Consider the following 13,005-nt stretch of genomic DNA (forward strand, 5'->3'; position numbering starts at 1 on the left):
CCCCCGGCTGCGCCACCTCGCCGCCGTCGCCCGGCAGCTCAAGCGCACCCGACGGCCCACCACCCGCGTCACCGCCCACGGCGACCCCCACCTGGGCAACGTGCTGCTCGACGACGGCGGACGCCCCTGGCTCATCGACTTCGACGAGGCGACCATCGCCCCGCGCGAGGTCGACCTGATGCTCGTCGAACTGGGCGTCATGTTCGACGCGCCCCTCACCGAGAAGCACCGCGAGCTGTTCCGCGACGGATACGGCCGCGACGTCGACATCGACCGTGAGCGCGTCATCCGCTTCGGCTGCGTGCGCGCCATCGAAGACGCCACCTTGTCATTTCTCGCCGCCCTCGACGGCGACCCCTCAGACCCTGCCCCCTTCCGGATGCTCGACGGAATCCTCGGACCCCACGGGCTCGTCACCCTCGTCGAGAAAGAGCTCGAACGGCTGCCCCACAGCCCGGCGCTCGCTGACACGAAAGAAGAACCATGAATCACACCAGAATGCTGAGCGCGCTTTCTCTCGCGGCCGTGACCGCCCTGTCGCTCAGCGCCTGCACCGGATTCACCGGCGGAGGCTCCACCACGCAGCAAGAAGGCACGCTCACCTTCACCACCTGGGCGAGCGAATCCGAGCAGACGGCCTTCGAGAGCCTCGTCTCGCAATTCGAGTCCGAGAACGAGGGCGTCACCGTCCAGCTCAATGTCGTGCCCTACGACCAGATGTTCAGCAACATCGACGCGCAGCTGTCGGCGGGCAATGCCCCCGATATCTTCCGCGTCGACTACGGCAACCTCGGCGTCTATTCGAGCCAGAACCAGCTGCTCGACGTCAGCCCGTACTTCACGCCCGAAGAGATCGAGCAATTCACCCCCGCCATGTGGGAGGCGGTGTCATACGACGGCACGCCCTACGGCGTCCCGCACCAGACCGACGTCTCGGCGCTCCTCGTCAACACGCAGCTGCTCAGCGCCGCCGGGATCACCGACCTGCCGACCACCCAGGCCGACGCCTGGACGTGGGACGAGTTCGCCGACGTCGCCGTCAAGCTCAAGGCATCCCTCCCCGCCGATAAGTACCCCTTCGTCTACAACTGGCAGCTGGGCGGCACACCCCGGTGGCTGAGCTGGCTGTTCCAGGCCGACGGAGCCCTGCTCGGCGAAGACGGCACCACCCCCGAGATCGACTCCGCCGCCGGCACCGAAGCCCTCGACTTCACCCGCTCGTTCTTCGAGAAAGGATGGGTGCCGCCCACCAGCTCGGTCAAGGCCGCCACCTACGCCGACTCGTTCTTCACCGAGGAATCCGTCGCCATGGCCTTCCTCGGCTCGTTCGTCGTCCCCGACATCGAGAACCTCGCCGGCTTCGACTGGACCGCGCTCCCCATGCCCGTCAACGACCGCGGCGCCACCGACCTCGGCGGCAACGCCCTGGTCGCGACGCAGTCCTCGGCGCAGCCCGAGCTCGCCGCGAAGTTCCTGAGATTCATGACGGATGCCGACAACATGACCGCCTTCTGCGCGGCCACGAACGAGCTGCCCACCCGGGTCGACATCGATCCGTCGTCCATTCCGTTCGCGGTGCGCCCCGATGTCATGCCGGTGTTCGTCGAGCAGGCGACGGCGATCCAGCCGAGCGACGTGAAGCAGCTCACCTCGCCCTCGCTCGCCGCGATCGCCGTGTCGATGCAGGACCAGCTCGAGGCGGCCTTCGTCAACGGGCAGAGCACCGCCGACACCCTCGCGAACATCACCACCGGCATCCGACAGGCGACCGGCTCGTGACCGTCGCGTCCGTCCGCGGTCGTCCGGTCGCCTCGACACTGCGGCCGCGGCGGGCGCGCGTGCAAGAAGCGCTGACCGGGTACGGGTTCATCGCGCCGAACATGCTCTTGATGGGCTTGTTCCTGTTCGTGCCGATCGTCTTCGCGGTGCAGCTGTCGTTCACCAGCTCGCGCGGATTCGGCGATCCCGAGTGGGTGGGCCTGGCGAACTACGCGCGCATGGTCGGCGACCCCGTGTTCTGGCAGAGCCTGGGCAACACGCTGCTGTTCACCCTCATCACCGTGCCGGTCGAACTGCTCGGCGGGCTCGGACTGGCCGTCCTTCTCAATTCGGTTCTGCCGGCGAAGGGCGTCTTCCGCACGATCATCGTGCTGCCGCTGGTCATTTCGGGAGTGGCATCCGGAATGATCGCCGTCACGATCTTCAGCGAGGGCTCCGGGATCATCAACAAAGCGCTCACGTCGCTCGGGGCGGCGCCGATCGCGTGGCAGTCCGACGGCACCGCGGCATTCGTCTCGGTGATGGTGACGGCGATCTGGCTGCGCATCGGGTTCAACATGGTGATCTATCTGGCGGGACTGCAGAGCGTGTCGCCCGAGCTGTACGAGGCAGCCCGCCTCGACGGCGCGGGGCGGTGGCAGCTCTTCCGCAGCATCACCGCGCCGCTCGTGGGACCGTCGACGTTCTTCCTGCTGATCATGAACGTCATCGCGTCGTTCCAGGTGTTCGACATCGTGTTCGTCATGACCGGCGGGGGGCCCGGATTCTCGACGTCCGTGCTGGGCACCTATGCGTACCGCAACGGCTTCCAGATCCGCGAGCAGGGGTACGGCGCCGCGCTGGGTGTCGTGATCCTGCTCATCACCCTCGTGTTCACGAACATCCAGTGGCGCACGAGCCGCTCGCGCGACACCGTCGAGTAGGGACGACCATGACCTCTTCCACGCTCACGCAGATCGCCCCGCTGGGGGAGCCTCCGCAGAGCCCGTCATCGCGACGCCGGCGTCGCCGCGATGGGTCGGCGCTGGGGCTCGGCATCCGCATCGCTCTTGCCGTCGTCGCCTCGGCGGTGATCTTCTTTCCGCTGTACTGGATGGTCGTCATCGCCTTCTCGCCGCGCGGAGAGGTGTTCCGCCCGGGCGGGGTGCAGTTCTGGCCGAGTACGTTCAGCACCGAGAACTTCGCGTCCCTTTTCGCCCGTTTTCCGATCGCGGAGTGGTTCACCAACTCGCTCGTCATCGGCGCGTTCGTCACGGCGTTGACGGTGATCGTGAACCTGCTCGCCGGGTACGCGTTCGCTCGCATCCGGTTCGCGGGCCGCGGCATCCTGTTCATCCTGGCTCTCGCGACGATGATGATCCCGGTGCAGGCGATCATGGTCGCGCAGTTCCGCTTGGTGACCGGGCTGCAGCTGACCGGGACGTACTGGTCGGTCATTCTGCCGGGAGCCGCCGCCGCCTTCGGACTGTTCCTGGCGCGGCAGTTCTTTCTGAGCATTCCCGAGGAGCTGATCGAGGCGGCGCGCATGGACGGAGCGGGTCACCTGCGAACCTTCTTGCAGATCGTGCTGCCGCTGAGCAAGCCGCTCATCGCGGTGCTGACGCTGCTGACGCTGCTGGGCAGCTGGAACGACTTCGCGTGGCCGCTCATCGCCCTGAAGGACCCGGCGTTGTTCACGCTGCCGATCGGGCTGCTGTACCTGAAGGGGCAGTCGACGCCCGACTACAGCGCCAGCATGGCGTTGGCGCTCATTTCGGTCGTGCCGATGGTGCTGCTGTTCCTGCTGTTCCAGCGGTACTTCGTGCAGGGGTTCGCGCGCAGCGGCATCCGCTAGACGCAGCGGTATCAATTTTGCATCCAGAACACAATGTCCCCCAAAAGGGGGACGTCTGGCGTATGGTTTCTGCATCGGCATCCAAACCGTTCCGGTGAGGTTTCCGAAGAAGCTACAGATCGACAGGCCGAAGTACTTGCGTACGCGTCTCGAAGATGAGGAGCAATGCGAAACGATTACACGCAGCAGGCAGCAGCCCTGCCGCTCTGGGCGACACCCTTGGTCACCATCATGCTGTGGGCGGCGGTCGTCGTCCTCGCGGTGGCCGGCGTCGTCATGCTGACCATCCACGGCGACACCGGAGTTCTTCTGATCGTCGCCGCACTCGTCGTGGCTGCGCCTGCCGCCGCGTCGAGCCGCCACCGCAGTTATCTGTGAAAACAGTCTTGCCTGCTCGGTCGGGGGACCGAGGGCGGTACTGAGAGCCAGTGGGGGGATGGGGAAGCCCCGGGTCGAAAGGCCCGGGGCTTTCTTTTTTGCTGTCTGTTCAGCTGAGGGAGCGCCATGACTGCGTGACCCGGCGATTGGCGTCGACGAGGAGTTCGGCGGCCTTGTTCGCGGCGTCGCTCGCAGCCTTGAGATTGGCGCGTCGGTCAAGCATGTGCCATGACCACTGCGCATGGGTGCGCTCATACGCCTGCTGAGCCTGACCGCTCCACTGTGCGCGGAGGGCGTCGGACTGCGTTTCGAGCTCGGTGAGGTGGGACTCGATGGCGGCGTCGGCGTCGGCGAGGGCCTTGAGATGTTGTGCGTGGCGGGTGGGGTCGAAGGAGATGGTCATTGAAGGCATAGTCTCTGTGTCGGCGGATGGCGATGATCGACGAGGCGTTTTGTGGTGGCCTGGTTTGTGTCTCATTCACCGGTTGAGCAACGCGATGTGCCGGAGATCGAATACACAGCGGGACCGGTGCCGAAAGACACCGCGGATACGGGACCGCCGCTTCCGAAAACGGCCAGGACCGGGCCATCGGATATTTTGACGCTCATCCCCAAACGCAACCAGTATTCGGCGACTTCCTCGGCATCAGCTCTAGGGTCCATCCCGCGCTCGGTACTCACGGAGTACGCGAATTTGACCGCGTCAGCTGAGCCGCACTTGCTTGAATATGGGGGACCAACGACTTCGTTCCAGGTTCCGTCGCCCAGTTGCTCCGCCGTGTCGCTGATGAGCGAATGGAGTGCGTCTCGCGCCTGGTCGGCGCTGATGCGTTCTTCGCTCTGCACGCTGCACCCCGCGAGGGCGATTGTCAGGGCGGAAGCCGCGGTTACAGCGAGGCGCCGCTTCAGATGTTCATCCATCTCAGACCTTCTCGCCGAGTGTGAGCAAAAGTCTCGGGGGGTCGACGTGCCCTGCTTGATGTTGAGCCGACGGCAACAGCGATGTGCTTGGGGACGGTGCCGTCGACCTCGGGCGGTCCTCGAGATCTGCAGAGTTTCCGTCAGCGCATAGAGAATCTCCGGAGATGAGGTAGCTGTCGCGATCCGATATGAAAGCAACCCCCGCCACATCGCCGCCTCCGTGGGCATACACCGCTGGCCGAGGTCGTTCGACGAGACGAGCTGTCATTCCGAGGCTCGCCCAGTAGTCGCGGATCTTCTGGGCGTCCGCAAGCGCATCAACGCCAGGACTGGTAGCGATGGTCCACGCGAACTTCGATGTATCGGGCTGATCGCAGGGTGAGGGGCGAGGGCGGCCTCCTGTTGTATCCCATCCGCCGACAGCTAAGCGCTCGGCGGTATTCGTGAGTAGCTCGACAAGACGGTTCTCGACTTCGACGGCCGATGGAAGAGTTGTGTCAGCCGGGACGCAAGCCGTGACGGACAGCGAGACAACGACCGACATAAGCGCCGCGGTCGCGCGGCGAGCCAAGCGTGTAGATAGCATTCCCAGTACCTTTCAGAAGAACCAAAGCCCGGCGGGAGATATCTCAGTCCCACGCCCCGTCGTCGCGAGGCCGATATTGTTCAGCGATTCCGTCGAAGCATCCAAGTAGCCGGTTCCGTCGGGCGTCGTCGTCACATGCCGCGTCACGGCAATGCCCCCGTCGCCTCCATCGACCGAGAAGGTCCTGGCGCCGAAGAGCGGATGGGTCGGATCGACCGGGTGATCGGACGTCCTTCCGACCCAGGCCAATTCGTCGCCGTTCATGCCGATGAAAGGAATGGCAAATCGTGCCTCACCGGCGTATACCGCCTCAGCGTTGAGCTCATTTGCCTGGTTCAGCTCAGTGGGAAAACCGGCGCTACCGATAGCGACGAAGGAATCGACCCGGACAGTACTGTCTGAAAGCGCGATTGCGGCCGTCGTCGACCCGTAGCTGTGGGCAACGACATTCAGGGTCGCCTCTCCCCGGACTGCGTCAAGCGCGACCAGCGTCTTGTTCAATTCGACGGCTCCTTGAGACGCGAGAGTGTTTCCGAATACCGAGAGGTCCCCCTCGGCTGGCGAGGCGGGAGCCTTGTAGCCGATCCACGCAAGGACCGCGTGCTGTCGACCACCGTCGAGTTCTGTCTGACGCCTCTGAAGCTCGTCACAGGATGCTGCCCACGCCCGCATTGCTGCGGCCTCCGACGTCATACCGGGCACCGCGACCGTGATGTTGTCGGCCGTGTCGAGATTGCCGATGGATATGGCCGCCAATGGCGGGTGGTCGGACGTGACGCTGACGAGATAGCGAGGCGCACGGTCGCGGTCGGTTTCGAGTCCGTCGCGAACGCCACGCAACGCGTCGCGTTCTTCTCGGGCGGCGTCCAACCGCTCTTGATGTTCTCTGATCTGCTCAGCAGTGGGTGGCGGCGAATCTGGCAGAGGTCTCTCGGCATCCGCCATCTCGTGTTCCGCGTCCTTGAGGCGCTGGGTGAGCGCCCGGCGGTTGGCCTTGTCGCGCGTGGTGTACGGGACGCCCTCGAGATTGCCGACGAAGCCCGGCGACGAGATGACCAGCGCGTTCTGCGCGGCCACAGACAGTGACGTCCACCACCTGTTAATCGCTGCGGGGTCCAATTGCTGCAGCAGGGCGACGAGGTCGGGACGCGCCGCCAGGACGTCGTCGATGTCGGACGCGGAAAGCGAGGCGAGAAGCGCGGCGGCCTGCTCCGGTGTCGAGACGTTCTCGCCGACGCGCTGCCACGCTTCGGGTGTCAGCTCGGGCTGTGCGGCGGCCGTGCGGATGATGCCGGCCGCGCGGTCACCCGCCTCGGTGACGCGCGACTGCGCGTGGCGAAGGATCGACCACGCCTTCTCTCGCAAAGCTTCGACCTCGGCGGCGGCGGCCTGCGTGGTGGGGAGGAGGGGGGCCTGTTCTTCGGCCCTTTGCGCCTGTAGCCACGTGTCGATCGCGACGCCTGCTTGATCCCGGGCCCACGCCAGGGTCGAGCTGTACTCCTGCAGGGCGCCGGACGCGACCGTGAGGGACTGCTGCAATGGCATCCAGGTCGAGGCGACCTTGCGGAGGTGGTCGGTGAACGCGACGGGAGCCGAACCCTGCCACCCGTCGGGCACGGCCAGTTTCGTGAGGGCCAGGCGGTTCTCTTCGGCGTGGTCAGCGCGAGCCTTCCACCCCCGGATGGCCGTGTCGATCGATGCGGGGGAGCCGGGGACGAGAACCGCGGGGTCGGTCGACATCGAGCCGAGCATCACAGCCCCCCGTCCGCTCGTCGCACCGCTGCGGCTGCCTCGTTGTCGGCGTTCTCGTACGTCGACGCGCTGTCGTCGAGCGCGTCGGGGATACGGCGCAGGTCATCGACGCGAGCGCGCCACGCGTCATCGGTGCGTGAGGCGAAATGACCGATGGCGTCGGCGAGGCCGTCGTGGCCGACGTCGGCAGGATGCTCCGTCGGAGTGTCGGCAGTGGCCGCGTCGACGAGCTTGCGCGCGACACCGGCGGTGCTCGTGAGGGCATCGGGATCGACCGAGAACGTTGACATGCGTTCTAGCTAAGGACGCGTGCCCCGTTCGACGGGGGTTATCCCCAGGTGAAAAGCGGGCCGGATCGGGTGAACCTTGCCGCCGCGTCTCTTCGTGCGTCAGCCTTTGTGCGCCATTCGGCGCATGCGGACCACCCGATCACGGTGCCGCAGGATGCGCAGGCCGCCGGCGAGCGCGATGCCGAGAGCCGCGGCGACACCGACACCCGGCCACAGCCACTCCGGAGCCGCCGGGGCTGGCGCGCTCGCCGGGGCGGCGTACGTCGCCTCGACCGATTCCACCGCAGCGGGCGGCGGCTGGTCCTCGGCCGAAAGAGCGGGGGGTGGCGCAGCAGGGGGCGCATCAGGAGCGGCGACTACTGCTGCCGGGCTCACCGCGGCCGCCGGAGTGGCGGGTTCCGTGGGCGAGGCATCGGGAGCCGCCGCGGGGGCAGGGGAGGACTGGCATGCGTCCGGCCGGTCGGAGCAGAGAACGAGGCGACCGTCGATCACCCGGCCGGGTCCGAGGTTGGTCACGCTGCCACGCTCCGTTCCCGAGTCGTCGGTGCGGAAAGGAAGGCTGTACAGCAGGGTCGCCCCATTTTCTTCTCGCGTCGGGATGACCAGAGTCTGATCGACGCCGCCCCGGAGGTCGAAGGGGACGCGCACGGAGTACTTCAGCTCCCCGCCGTCGGACCACGGCCGGTCGAGGTGCCGCCCGTCGGGCGCGAAGGTCGCGGCTTGCACACCGGAAGGGCAGAGACCGTAGGAGCTGTCGAACCTCAGGGTGAGCGTGATCGTCGAGCCCGGGGTGACGACGGGACCGGGAACTTGGTTCGGCAGAATCCTGCCGTCGTCCGTGACCGCGACGGCCGATGTGAGCGGACAGAGGTGGGCGACCTGGGCGTGAACCGACGGCACCGTGGGTCCGAGGACGATGGCCAGTCCGAGCGGGACGGACGACAGCAGGCGGGCGATCACTTCTGCACGCTAGGGGGCGCGCGAGAATCCCCGCCGCCACGAAGACGAACGACGCCTGAACGCATCGGCCCGCGCTGAGTGGAGCGCCGCGACCGCGGGGTCTGGCGTCGTCAGACTTGTTGTCCGCTTCGCGCGCCGCCATGATCGGTTCTCACGAGCCACAAGCCGCATGTGGGGACTGCTTAGACCCAAATGGCATCCTGGTCGAATCGAGCTCCCCAATGGGGGACTGACCGCTCCGACGTCGGCACTTCAGATCGCGCGGGAAGGATGTCACGCATGAGTGATCGAGACGCCGTCACGGGAGCCTTGGCGACCACACCGCTACCGTTTCGCGCGACTGTTGTACGCAACGGGCTTCGAGACCGTGCGTACAACGGTCGCGCGAAACAGCAACGCGGTCCGCGCCGATAAGACCGCCCATGTTCGCCCGCCCCCGAATGAAGGAACCCCATGCCGCTTTCCGACAACGCCGAACGCACCCGCGTCACCCTCTACCGGCACTTCGCCGAAACCGGCCGAGCGCTTGACCCCGCCGGTCTTGCGACGGCTACCGGACGGTCGATCGACGAGGTCCGGGCCGACCTGAGCGAGCTCGCCGCTGCGCGGCACATCGTTCTCGAGGGGGAGGAGGTCGTTCTGGCGCACCCCTTCGCATCCCGCTCGTTCCGGTTCTCCGTGATGGGCCCCGACACCCTCTGGTGGGGCGGGTGCGCGTGGGACGCGTTCGCCATCCCGCACCTCGTCCCCGACGCGCCTTCGGTGCTCGTCGCCACGACGTGCCCGGCATGCGGGAGCGCCCACGCGTGGACCGTCACGAACGAGCAGCCGCCGGTCGGGGAGCAGGTGGCGCACTTTCTGGTGCCCGCGGCCGACATCTGGCCCGATGCCGCGCACGCGTGCGAGAACCAGCAGATCTTCTGCGACGAGGGGTGCGTCGACGCGTGGCTTCGTCGAACCGGGAACACGAGAGGGGACGTGCTGTCGCTCACGACCCTGTGGAACCTCGCCGCGCACTGGTACGACGGCAGGCTCAACAGCCCGTACGAGCGCCGTGACCCCACGCGCGCCGCGGCGTACTTCCGGCAGGTGGGTCTCCGCGGCCCGTTCTGGGGGCTGCCCGACGACGCGTGAGGGTCAGGCGCCGGCATCCGGAAAAGGTAGAAGGCCCCGGATCTTGCGATCCGAGGCCTTCTTCTTGTTGCGGGGGCAGGATTTGAACCTACGACCTCTGGGTTATGAGCCCAGCGAGCTACCGAGCTGCTCCACCCCGCGGCACAAGAGAAAACATTACGCCGAGATGAACGACATGGCAAATCCGGGCATACCGCCCGGGAGTGTCGCGAGAGAATAGGCCGGTGAGCAACACATTCGACGACCTCGACGACGGACGCCCCGAAACGCCCGCGCAGAGGGCCGACCGCAATTGGAACGAGATTCTGCAGGAACTCCGGGTGCTTCAGACGGGCACGCAGATCCTGACCGGCTTTCTGCTGGCGCTCGCATTCCAGTCCTCGTTCGCCGACCTGTCGCCGACGCAGCGGACGTTCTATCTGGTGCTCATCTGCCTCGCGGCGCTCAGCGCGGTGGTCGCTCTCGCGCCGGTCGCGCTGCACCGCGCGGTGTTCCACCTGCAGGTCAAGCCGGCTCTGGTGCGAACGGGACACAACTGCCTGCGCGGCGCGCTCGCGCTCGTGTCGCTGCTGCTCGTCGGCGTGGTGGTGTTCGTCTTCGACGTGGTCGTGAGCCTTGCAGCGGCCATCGCCGCGGGGGTCGTGCTGGGGCTGATCATCCTCGTACTGTGGATCGTGGTGCCGGTGTCCGTCCTACGCCGGGCCAGAGGGAGCACGCGATGAACCACGACACCGTCGGCATCGCCGTGGCGCAGTTCGCCCCCGTCGCCTCTCGGCAGAGCAACCTCGACGACATCGAGACCGCGGCGCGCGCGGCAGCGCGACGCGGCGCGCGGGTGATCGTCTACCCGGAGTACTCGAGCTACTTCGTCAACCCGTTCGACGCCTCGCTCGCCGAGAACGCCGAAGACCTGGACGGGCCCTTCGTCCGCACCCTGGCCGCCCTGGCCGCCGACCTCGACGTCGTCATCGTGGCGGGTCTGCTCGAGAAGGCCGACGACGGCCGCCGCGTGCGCAACACGGTCGTGGCGGTCGGGGGTGACGGCATCCGGGCCGTTTATCGAAAGCTCCACCTGTACGACGCCTTCGGCCAACGGGAGTCCGACTGGATCGAGGCCGGCGAACTCGCGCCGCCGCAGACCTTCGTCGTCGACGGCCTGCGGTTCGGTCTGATGACCTGTTACGACCTGCGGTTCCCGGAGGTGGCGCGTCTGCTCGCCGACGCGGGCGTCGACGTCGCCCTGGTGCCCGCCGAATGGGTGCGCGGTCCGCTCAAAGAACACCACTGGCAGACGCTGCTGCAGGCGCGGGCGATCGAGAACACGTTCTTCGTCGCCGCGGCGGATCACACCCCGCCCCTCGGCGTCGGGCATTCGATGATCGTCGACCCGCAGGGGGTCGCGATTGCGCAGGTCGGTACCGCCACCGACATCGCGGTGGCGCACGTCGACCCGCAGGCCATCGCGCGCGTGCGGCGCGTCAATCCGGCTCTCGAGCTGCGGCGCTTTCGGGTCACGCCGCGCTGACGGGCCTCAGGACAGCCGCTGCGCGTGGCGGATGAGCGACACGCGCCGCGTGCGCCACAGCCCCACGCGGACGAGCGCCATGGTGTAGCCCTCGTGCGTCAGACGCGCGACGGTTTCGTCGGTCAGGCGCAGATGCGGTTCCGCGCTCTCCCACCGCAGATCTTTTCCATACAGCTCGACGACGCGAACGGGTCGCAAATCGTGCGTGCTTTTCTTTCGAGACATTCTTTGTACTTCCCCCCAGAACGAGGCGGCGAAAACCTCGTTCTGCGGAAAAGTACCACGGGCGCATTTCGTGTTTCGTTGCCCGGGTTACCGTGACGAAAAGATCACCCCGCGGGGTGAGCGGACGGGGTCAGCGACCGGGGCGAGCGATCAGGTGCGCGTCATGGCGGCGAGACGCTCGGCCGCGTCGGCGAGCACCTCCACGCGCTTGCAGGCGGCGAAACGCACGAGGGTCCGGTACTGATCGCGGTGCGTGGGCGAAACGAAAGCGGTGAGCGGGATGCCGACCACCCCGGCGCGGTCGGGCAGCTCGCGGCAGAACGTGTCGGCGTCCGTGGCGCCGAGGGGGGCGGCATCCACCACCGTGAAATACGACCCGCCCGGCGTCGACACGTCGAACCCGGCCGCGCGCAGACCCGTGCCGAGCAGCGCGGCCTTAGCCGCCATCTCGGACGCCACCGACGCGAAGAACTCGTCGGGCAGGCGCAGCCCCACCGCGATCGCCGGCTGGAAGGGCGACGCACCCACGTACGTCAAAAACTGCTTGACCGCGAGCACGGCCGACACCAGCTCGGCGGGGCCGGTCACCCACCCCGTCTTCCACCCCGTGAGCGAGAACGTCTTGCCCGCCGACGAGATCGACAGGGTGCGCTCCGCCGCCCCGGGCAGGGTCGCGATCGGCACGTGCGGACCGTCGAAGACGAGGTGCTCGTACACCTCGTCGGTCACGATGACGGCGTCGTGCAGGTGCGCCAGGCGCACGATCTCGTCGAGCACCTCGCGCGAGAACACCGTGCCCGTCGGATTGTGGGGATCGTTGACGAGGATCACGCGCGTCCGACCCGAGACGGCGGATGCCAACCGCTCGAGGTCGGGCTGGAAGTCCGGCCACCGCAGCGGCACCGGGACGAGCTTCGCGCCCGACAGTGCCACGCACGCGGCGTACGAGTCGTAATACGGTTCGAAGACGACGACCTCGTCGTCGGGGGAGTCGACCAGCGCGAGGAGCGTCGCCGCCAGGGCTTCGGTCGCACCCACCGTCACGAGCACCTCGCGGGCCGGGTCGAGCGAGATGCCGTAGAACCGCTGCTGGTGCTCCGCGATCGCGGCGAGCAGCTCGGGGAAACCGCGGCCCGGGGCGTACTGGTTGACGCCGTCCGCGATCGCGCGGCGCGCGGCATCCATCACCGCCTCCGGTCCGTCCTGGTCGGGAAAGCCCTGACCGAGGTTGAGCGCACCGGTCGCTGCGGCGAGCGCGCTCATCTCGGCGAAGATCGTCGGAACGGAAGAGCCGTCGGGCGCGAGGAGCCCCGCACCGCGGGCGGTGCGCTGCCAGGCGCCGGGGATCTGCTGCATGGATCCAGGATGCCGCACACCCGGCCGGCGCAAGCGGGAATGCCATGGGGTGTGTACCTGCTAGACCCATAGAGGCGGCTCACGCTCGTCATAGGTGGCCCACAGGATCCGAGGTCATCGTAGAAGCGCCTGGAAGAAGGAGCATCCCATGAGCGACACCACGGACAACCGTCCCGAGGGTAACGACCACAGCCACAACACGGCCGACGCGCACGGCGGCGTCCCCACGTCGCCGCGCCACGACGCCCCGAACCTCGGCGAGAGC

At 67.3% G+C, this 13,005-nt stretch carries 15 protein-coding genes and 1 tRNA gene; 8 read left to right on the plus strand and 8 right to left on the minus strand.

Features of this window, described 5'->3' with window-relative positions; genetic code table 11:
* The 5 genes from DBR36_RS00425 to DBR36_RS00445 all read left to right on the plus strand — a co-directional run.
* Window positions 1-487, plus strand: a 487-nt coding sequence (locus DBR36_RS00425; protein WP_146185140.1) for a phosphotransferase family protein, incomplete at its 5' end; no start/stop codon positions are given.
* On the plus strand, window positions 484-1,779 hold the full coding sequence (locus tag DBR36_RS00430) for an ABC transporter substrate-binding protein (RefSeq protein WP_108317072.1): 1,296 nt from the start codon (window positions 484-486) through the stop codon (window positions 1,777-1,779). The genes DBR36_RS00425 and DBR36_RS00430, both read left to right, overlap by 4 nt.
* The gene (locus tag DBR36_RS00435; protein WP_258222483.1) at window positions 1,776-2,702 is read left to right on the plus strand and encodes a carbohydrate ABC transporter permease; all 927 of its coding nucleotides are present in this window, start codon (window positions 1,776-1,778) and stop codon (window positions 2,700-2,702) included. The genes DBR36_RS00430 and DBR36_RS00435 overlap by 4 nt, the downstream gene beginning before the upstream one ends.
* A gap of 8 nt (window positions 2,703-2,710) precedes the next feature.
* Window positions 2,711-3,613, plus strand: a complete 903-nt coding sequence (locus tag DBR36_RS00440) for a carbohydrate ABC transporter permease (protein ID WP_108317073.1) — start codon at window positions 2,711-2,713, stop codon at window positions 3,611-3,613.
* 165 nt (window positions 3,614-3,778) lie between these two features.
* Window positions 3,779-3,991, plus strand: a complete 213-nt coding sequence (locus DBR36_RS00445) for a hypothetical protein (protein WP_108317074.1) — start codon at window positions 3,779-3,781, stop codon at window positions 3,989-3,991.
* A gap of 109 nt (window positions 3,992-4,100) precedes the next feature.
* Here DBR36_RS00445 and DBR36_RS00450 read toward each other — a convergent pair whose 3' ends face one another.
* The 5 genes from DBR36_RS00450 to DBR36_RS00465 all read right to left on the minus strand — a co-directional run bounded on the left by DBR36_RS00450 (window position 4,101) and on the right by DBR36_RS00465 (window position 8,500).
* A complete protein-coding gene (locus DBR36_RS00450; RefSeq protein WP_181373423.1) occupies window positions 4,101-4,394 on the minus strand; it encodes a WXG100 family type VII secretion target in 294 nt (97 codons plus the stop codon).
* Window positions 4,395-4,465: 71 nt separating this feature from the next.
* A complete protein-coding gene (locus DBR36_RS17130; RefSeq protein ID WP_146185141.1) occupies window positions 4,466-4,912 on the minus strand; it encodes a hypothetical protein in 447 nt (148 codons plus the stop codon).
* 598 nt (window positions 4,913-5,510) lie between these two features.
* Window positions 5,511-7,238, minus strand: coding sequence for an alpha/beta hydrolase (locus DBR36_RS00455; RefSeq protein WP_146185142.1), 1,728 nt, complete (start codon window positions 7,236-7,238; stop codon window positions 5,511-5,513).
* Between the two features lie 11 nt (window positions 7,239-7,249).
* Window positions 7,250-7,540: a hypothetical protein gene (locus DBR36_RS00460; protein WP_108317077.1), complete on the minus strand. Its 291-nt coding sequence runs from the start codon at window positions 7,538-7,540 to the stop codon at window positions 7,250-7,252.
* Window positions 7,541-7,639: 99 nt separating this feature from the next.
* Entirely contained in the window at window positions 7,640-8,500 is an 861-nt protein-coding gene (locus tag DBR36_RS00465; protein ID WP_108317078.1) for a hypothetical protein, read from the minus strand.
* 453 nt (window positions 8,501-8,953) lie between these two features.
* On the opposite strand from DBR36_RS00465, the gene merB reads away from it, so the two are divergent.
* Window positions 8,954-9,634: an organomercurial lyase gene (gene merB, locus DBR36_RS00470; protein ID WP_108317079.1), complete on the plus strand. Its 681-nt coding sequence runs from the start codon at window positions 8,954-8,956 to the stop codon at window positions 9,632-9,634.
* A gap of 67 nt (window positions 9,635-9,701) precedes the next feature.
* On the opposite strand, the gene DBR36_RS00475 is transcribed toward merB, so the two are convergent.
* Window positions 9,702-9,775 (minus strand) — tRNA-Met (locus DBR36_RS00475).
* 83 nt (window positions 9,776-9,858) lie between these two features.
* On the opposite strand from DBR36_RS00475, the gene DBR36_RS00480 reads away from it, so the two are divergent.
* The gene (locus tag DBR36_RS00480; RefSeq protein WP_108317080.1) at window positions 9,859-10,356 is read left to right on the plus strand and encodes a DUF6328 family protein; all 498 of its coding nucleotides are present in this window, start codon (window positions 9,859-9,861) and stop codon (window positions 10,354-10,356) included.
* Window positions 10,353-11,159 carry a carbon-nitrogen hydrolase family protein gene (locus tag DBR36_RS00485; protein ID WP_108317081.1) on the plus strand — a complete coding sequence of 269 codons (807 nt, stop codon included), beginning with the start codon at window positions 10,353-10,355 and terminating at the stop codon, window positions 11,157-11,159. The genes DBR36_RS00480 and DBR36_RS00485 overlap by 4 nt, the downstream gene beginning before the upstream one ends.
* 6 nt (window positions 11,160-11,165) lie before the next feature.
* On the opposite strand, the gene DBR36_RS00490 is transcribed toward DBR36_RS00485, so the two are convergent.
* The gene (locus DBR36_RS00490) at window positions 11,166-11,357 is read right to left on the minus strand and encodes a hypothetical protein (RefSeq protein WP_108317082.1); all 192 of its coding nucleotides are present in this window, start codon (window positions 11,355-11,357) and stop codon (window positions 11,166-11,168) included.
* 177 nt (window positions 11,358-11,534) lie between these two features.
* The gene (locus DBR36_RS00495) at window positions 11,535-12,740 is read right to left on the minus strand and encodes an aminotransferase class I/II-fold pyridoxal phosphate-dependent enzyme (protein ID WP_108317083.1); all 1,206 of its coding nucleotides are present in this window, start codon (window positions 12,738-12,740) and stop codon (window positions 11,535-11,537) included.
* Window positions 12,741-13,005 lie beyond the last annotated feature (265 nt).

The organism is Microbacterium sp. HMWF026, assembly GCF_003061325.1.
Classification (GTDB): domain Bacteria; phylum Actinomycetota; class Actinomycetes; order Actinomycetales; family Microbacteriaceae; genus Microbacterium; species Microbacterium testaceum_E.